At 71.7% G+C, this 5,833-nt stretch carries 5 protein-coding genes; 2 read left to right on the top strand and 3 right to left on the bottom strand.

Annotation, left to right across the window (positions count from 1 at the left end; all coding sequences use genetic code 11):
• Positions 1 to 310: 310 nt before the first annotated feature.
• Together ACLJQZ_RS48270 and ACLJQZ_RS48265 are read left to right on the top strand one after the other, a co-directional pair.
• Positions 311 to 976, top strand: a complete 666-nt coding sequence (locus ACLJQZ_RS48270) for an HAD family hydrolase (RefSeq protein WP_410628444.1) — start codon at positions 311 to 313, stop codon at positions 974 to 976.
• A 58-nt stretch (positions 977 to 1,034) separates the two neighbouring features.
• A complete protein-coding gene (locus tag ACLJQZ_RS48265; RefSeq protein WP_410628442.1) occupies positions 1,035 to 1,673 on the top strand; it encodes a GntR family transcriptional regulator in 639 nt (212 codons plus the stop codon).
• A gap of 769 nt (positions 1,674 to 2,442) precedes the next feature.
• Here ACLJQZ_RS48265 and ACLJQZ_RS48260 read toward each other — a convergent pair.
• The 3 genes from ACLJQZ_RS48260 to ACLJQZ_RS48250 form a co-directional block, all read right to left on the bottom strand.
• A complete protein-coding gene (locus ACLJQZ_RS48260) occupies positions 2,443 to 3,300 on the bottom strand; it encodes an NAD-dependent epimerase/dehydratase family protein (protein ID WP_410628440.1) in 858 nt (285 codons plus the stop codon).
• A gap of 95 nt (positions 3,301 to 3,395) precedes the next feature.
• Entirely contained in the window at positions 3,396 to 5,216 is a 1,821-nt protein-coding gene (gene glmS, locus ACLJQZ_RS48255) for a glutamine--fructose-6-phosphate transaminase (isomerizing) (protein WP_410628439.1), read from the bottom strand.
• A 51-nt stretch (positions 5,217 to 5,267) separates the two neighbouring features.
• A complete protein-coding gene (locus ACLJQZ_RS48250) occupies positions 5,268 to 5,528 on the bottom strand; it encodes a hypothetical protein (protein ID WP_326949511.1) in 261 nt (86 codons plus the stop codon).
• Positions 5,529 to 5,833 lie beyond the last annotated feature (305 nt).

The following is a 5,833-nucleotide window of genomic DNA, read 5'->3' as shown; positions in this document are numbered from 1 at the left end:
GGCTGCGACCGGCTGCGACCGGCTGCGACCGGCTGCGACCGGCTGCGACCGGCTGCGACCGGCTGCGACCGGCTGCGACCGGCTGCGACCGGCTGCGACCGGCTGCGACCGGCTGCGACCGGCTGCGGCCTGATCGACTGCCACGCTGACTGTGAGTTCGGCTCATCGACCGACCGACCGGCTGATTAGCAAGCTGACCGTCTGCCTGTCTGACCGTCTGCCTGTCCGACCGACAGCCTGTCTGACCGACTGACCGACTGACCGACTGACCGACTGACCGACTGACCGACTGACCGAGAGGCTGAGTCTGATGATCCGCTGGGCGACGTTCGACTGCTTCGGCACGTTGGTGGACTGGCGGCACGGCATCGCGACCGGGATCGAGTTGCTGTTCCCGGGCCGCGGCGGTGACCTGCTCGAGGTCTACAACCGGATCGAGCCGCGAGTCCAGGCGGAGGTACCGGTTCGGCGCTACCGGGAGGTGCTGGCGGAGTCCCTGCGGCGCACGGCCGCCGAAGCCGGGTTGGATCTGCTGCCCGACGACGCCTCCGTCCTGGGCACGGGCCTCCCGTATTGGCCGGTGTTCCCCGACACCCGGGCCGCACTCGCGGATCTGCGCGCGGCCGGCTGGCGGCTGGCGTTGCTGACCAACTGCGACCGGGACCTCATCGCGGAGACCGAACGGCGGTTGGCGGTGCCGATCGACGCCGTCGTGACCGCGGAAGACGTCGGCGGGTACAAGCCGGGGCACAGGCACTTCGAGCGGTTCGCCTCGACGTTCGGCGCGAGCCGGGAGAACTGGGTGCACGTGGCGCAGAGCCACTTCCACGACATGGTCCCCGCGCGGGAGCTGGGGATCCCGCGTGTCTGGATCAATCGGCATGGTGACTCGCAGGACCCGGCCGTCGCGGATGCCGTGTTGCCGGGGTTGGCGGGGCTTGGGGAAACTGTGGAGCGCGTTCACCGGATGGGCTGACGGTCAGTCGGTCATACCGTCTGGCTGCTAGCCTGTGACCTGCGGAAAAGGGGGCCCGATGGCGATGACGCTGCGGACGACGAACATGCGGGACGCGCTGGTGGCCGAGGTGCGGCAGCAGATCCTGAGCGGAGAGCTGGCGCCCGGCACGGCGCTGACGGAGCAGGGGCTGGCGACGACGTTCGGGGTCGCGCGTCCGACGGTGCGGTCGGCGCTGCAGGAACTGGTGGCGCGGCATCTGGTGGAGCGGGCCGACGGCCGTTCGCTGCGGGTGCCGGTGTTGACCGAGGCGGACGTCCGCGACCTGTTCCGGGTGCGGCTGCCGCTGGAACTCGCGGCGGTCCGCGCCTTGGTGACCGACGGGGGTTCCCTCGCCGGACCGGCGGCGGCACTGGCCGTGCTGGAGGCGCTGCCGGCGTCGGCGAGCTGGGCGGAGCGGGTGGAGGCGCACACGGCTTTCCACGTCGCGCTGGTCGAGGCGGCGGGCAGCCCCCGGTTGAGCCGCATCTACCCGCCGCTGCAGGAGGAGATGCAGTTGTGCCTCGCGCAGCTCCGGGAGGCGTACCCGGACCCGGCCGAGCTGGCGGCGGAGCACCGCCGCCTGCTGGAGGCGGTGGAGTCGGGCAACCCGGCCAGCGCGGAGGCCGAGACGAAAGACCATCTCGAACGGGCGCTGAAGAGCCTGACCGGAGGCTGACGCGGCCGCTTGCGTCGCGGCCTGCGAAGTCCTGGCGCGGCAGGGCTTCCCGGCGACTGCCCCAATGGGACGGCGGCCGCGGGGAGTGAATTCCGGCGGGGCGCTCGCGCGATAGGCCCAGCTCGGCCTCGCCAGGTTCCGAGGTGCGAGCAATCCGGGGCGGACGCACGTGCGGCCATCGAGTCGTCGTGCTGTTCGGTCGCTCGGCTCTGCCGACGTGGTTTGGGGTGGGCGCAGGGTGTGGGTGAGTTTGGCGGAGCTACGTAGGTGGCCGTCGGGCGTCGTGACTGTGTGGGAATCCGGGCTGTGCGGCAGCCCAGTAGGTGCGGCATCACGGGTGCAGGTTCGCCGGTCTGAGCCGGTGCCGTGCGTGGCTCCACCGTGCCGGTTTGCGTGGCGAACCGTTGGGCGGGTGCGCCAAGCGCACGCCGGCGCCGATCGCGGGGTCCTCCGGGGCGCCGCGATCGGTGTGCCGTGGTGGTTACTTTCCCTGGGGCAGCGCCAGGCGTCGCGGGTGCTCGGCCGTTTGTCCTGGTGTGGTGAACAACGCCGACCGCAGCGCTGCCCAAGGGCGGGATGGGGGAGTGTGGCGGACGGGGGCTCGCCGTGTGGCCGCGCCCGTTCGGTAGTCCATCTCCACCTGTACCCAGTCGTAGATCCAGTCGCCTCGCATGGCTTTCCTCTCGGCCGTTGCTTCCTGCTTCGAGGATCGGCCTGAGGGGGGCGGCGCGGCATCGGGTGATCACGTACCTTTCGCCGCGCCGACCCCTTACCCGCGAAGGTCCGACAGCACGTCCAGGTGGGACGGCGTCCAGCCCAGCTCGGAGCGGGCGCGGGCCGGCGTCAGCTGCTGGTCCAGGGCGAAAGCCTCCGCGATCGGGCCCATCCGGTCCTCGGCTTCCGCCAGGGTGAGGTGCTCGAACCGGCCGGGGCACCCGGCCGCGTCGCTGAGGGCCGCGGCGATCTCCGCCAGGCGGACGTTCTGGCCGCTCACGCCCGCGTACACCGACTTCGCGGGCGCCTGCAGCGCCAGTGCGTACAGCTCCGCGATGTCGTCCGCGTGCACCAGCGCCCAGTGGTTGTGACCGTCGCCGATCACCGGGACCGCGCCGTGTTCGCGGGCAGGGGCGGCGAAGAACGTCTCGGCCAGGCCGCCGCCGTGGCCGTAGACCAGGCCCGGCATCACCAGCACCGGACGGCCGGCGCGGGACAGGACGCGCTCCTCGTTCGCCCGGCGCCACGCCGTGATGCGCGGTGGGTTCTGTGGCGCGTCCTCGGTGACGACGCCGTCCGTGTCGCCGTACACCCAGACGCCGCCCGTGTGCACGTAGACGCCCCGGTCGCCGAGGCCGTCCTGCATGGACGACGCCGCTGCGTCGTCGACCAGAGCCGTGTCGTCGCCGTAGTGCTGGCCCAGGTGGATGACGCCGTCGGCGGCCGCGGCCGCGGCGCGCAGGACCGCTGTGTCCGTCAGGGCGCCGGGTACCGGGCGGGCGCCCAGGTCGGTGACCGTCCGGGCCGCCGTCTCGCTGCGGGCGAGCGCGCTCACCTCGTGGCCGTGCCGGAGCAGGGCGCGGATCGTGGAGCGGCCGACGTAGCCGGAGCCGCCGGTGAGGAAGACCTTCAACGCAAGGGACCTTTCGTCGTGGTTCCCTCCGACTCTCGGCCGGTTCCGCGCCCGCGTCCAAGACCCTTTCCGGCCGCTGTGATACCCGCGGGGCATCACTCCACGGTGACGGACTTCGCCAGGTTCCGCGGCTTGTCGATGTCGTGGCCCAGCGCCAGCGCCGCGTGGTAGGCCAGCAGCTGCAGCGGGATCGTCAGCAGGATCGGGTCCAGCTCCGGTTCGGTCCGCGGCACCACCAGGCGCGGGACGTCCAGCGCGCCGAAGTCGACGTCTTCGTGCGTGACGGCCAGCACCGGTCCCGAGCGGGCCCGGATCTGCTGCAGCGCACCGAGGTTGCGCTCCGCGAGGTCGTCCGCCGGCACGATCGCGACCGTCGGCACCGACGCGTCGATCAGCGCCAGCGGGCCGTGCTTGAGCTCGGAGGTCTGGTACGCCTCGGCGTGCCGGTAGGAGACCTCCTTGAACTTCTGGGCTCCTTCGCGCGCCACCGGGAAGCCGCGGACGCGGCCGACGAAGAACAGGCTCTTCGCGTCGGCGCAGGCGCGAGCGTGCTCCTCGATCAGCTTCTCCTCGGCGAGCACCGCGCGGATCTGGTCCGGCAGCGCGCGGATCGCCGCGACGATCCGCTGCCCGGACGCGTTGGACAGGTCCCGGACGCGGCCCAGCGCCAGCGCGAGCATCGCGAACCCGACGGCCATGTTCGTCAGCGCCTTCGTGGACGCGACCGCCACCTCCGGCCCGGCGTGCAGGTACAGCCCGCCATCGCAGGCGCGCGCGATCGCCGAGCCGACCACGTTCACCAGCCCGATGACCCGGCCGCCCTTGCGCTTCACCTCTTCGACGGCGAACGCGGTGTCGACCGTCTCGCCGGACTGGCTGACCGCGATGTAGAGGGTGTCCGCCTCGATGATCGGGTTGCGGTAGCGGAACTCCGACGCGGCCTCGGCGTCGGCCGGGATCCGGGCCAGCTCCTCGATCATCGTCGCGCCGATCTGCCCGACGTAGTAGGCCGACCCGCAGCCGAGGATCTTCACCCGCGCGAACCCGCGCAGCTCCCGCGGGGTCAGGTTCAGGCCGTCGAGGCGGGAGACGCCGAAGCGCTCGTCGAGGCGGCCGCGGATCATCCGCTCCACCGACTCGGGCTGCTCCTGGATCTCCTTGTACATGTAGTGGCTGTGCTCGCCGAGGTCGAGGTCGTCGGCCTCGATGTCGATCGCCGTCGGCGGGCGGCCGGTGTCGGCCTCCTCGACGGTGAACGTGCGGTACCCCTTGGCCGTGACGCTGGCGAACTCGCCGTCGGCGAGGTGCACGACGCTGGAGGTGTGACGGACGAGCGCGGCCAGGTCGCTGGCCACGAACATCTCCTTGTCGCCGACGCCGACGATCAGCGGGGATCCGTTGCGCGCCACGACGACGCGGTCCGGACGGCTCGCGTCGGTGACGGCGATCGCGTACGTGCCGGAGATCCGGGACACGGCTTCGACGACCGCGTCCTCCAGGGTCTCGGCCTCCGAGCGGGCGATCAGGTGGGCGAGCACCTCGGTGTCGGTGTCGGAGGCGAGCGTGACGCCGGCGCGGGTGAGCTGCTCGCGCAGCGCGTCGGCGTTGTCGATGATCCCGTTGTGCACCACGGCGATCCGGCCGTCTTCGGAGACGTGCGGGTGGGCGTTGGCCTCGGTCGGCCCGCCGTGCGTCGCCCAGCGCGTGTGCCCGATGCCGGCCTTGCCGGCCAGCCGCTTGGGCAGCGCGGCGGCCAGGTTGCGGACGCGGCCGGTGATCCGGTGCACGCTCTGGCCGCCGGTGCCGAGCACGGCGATCCCGGCCGAGTCGTAGCCGCGGTACTCGAGGCGGGTGAGCCCTTCGAGCAGGATCGGGGCAGCGTTCTGGGTGCCGATGTATCCGACGATTCCGCACATGCCGGGGTGACCTCACTGGAGCAGGGGACGGGGGGACCGGGGCGGGCCCGGTCAGCCGTAGACGATGCGGCGCAGCTGCCGCTCGGACAGGGTGGGCGGCGCGACGAGCCTGCCGTCCAGCTCGCCGGCGAGCAGCGGGAAGATCTCGGGGTTCTTCTTCCCCTCGGTCTGCAGCTCCGCGTGCCGGCGCCGGACGTACTGCTCGGCGGTCTCCCGGTAGAACGCCAGCACGTCCTCGACCACGCGCCCGGCCACCGCGGGCGACAAGCCCGTGGACAGCGCGACCTGGTCGATGAGTGAGGCGTCCTCCATGGCGCTCATCATGCATGGCGACGTCGCGAACACCAAATTCCTGCCCGAAATCGGGCAAGAACGTACCACTGGCGGGCGAGTCGGAGTGTTGCTCGGGGCGTTTGGCGCGCCCGGAGCGGCCAACATGGCGTCCGGAGTGGCCAACACGGTGACCGGAGTGGCCAACACGCGGGCGGGACTAGTGTGTCGCGTCGTAAATTCGTGAGTTAAGTGGGTAGTATGGGGATATGTCGAGAACCGGGCGTCCGAAGGCTGAGCTGGTGTTGGCTGATGTCGAGCGTGAGCAGTTGATTCGCTGGTCGCGG

The organism is Amycolatopsis sp. cmx-8-4 (genome assembly GCF_046548675.1).
In the GTDB taxonomy this organism is placed as follows: Bacteria; Actinomycetota; Actinomycetes; order Mycobacteriales; family Pseudonocardiaceae; genus Amycolatopsis.
This window is presented reverse-complemented; position numbering and strand designations above follow the sequence as displayed.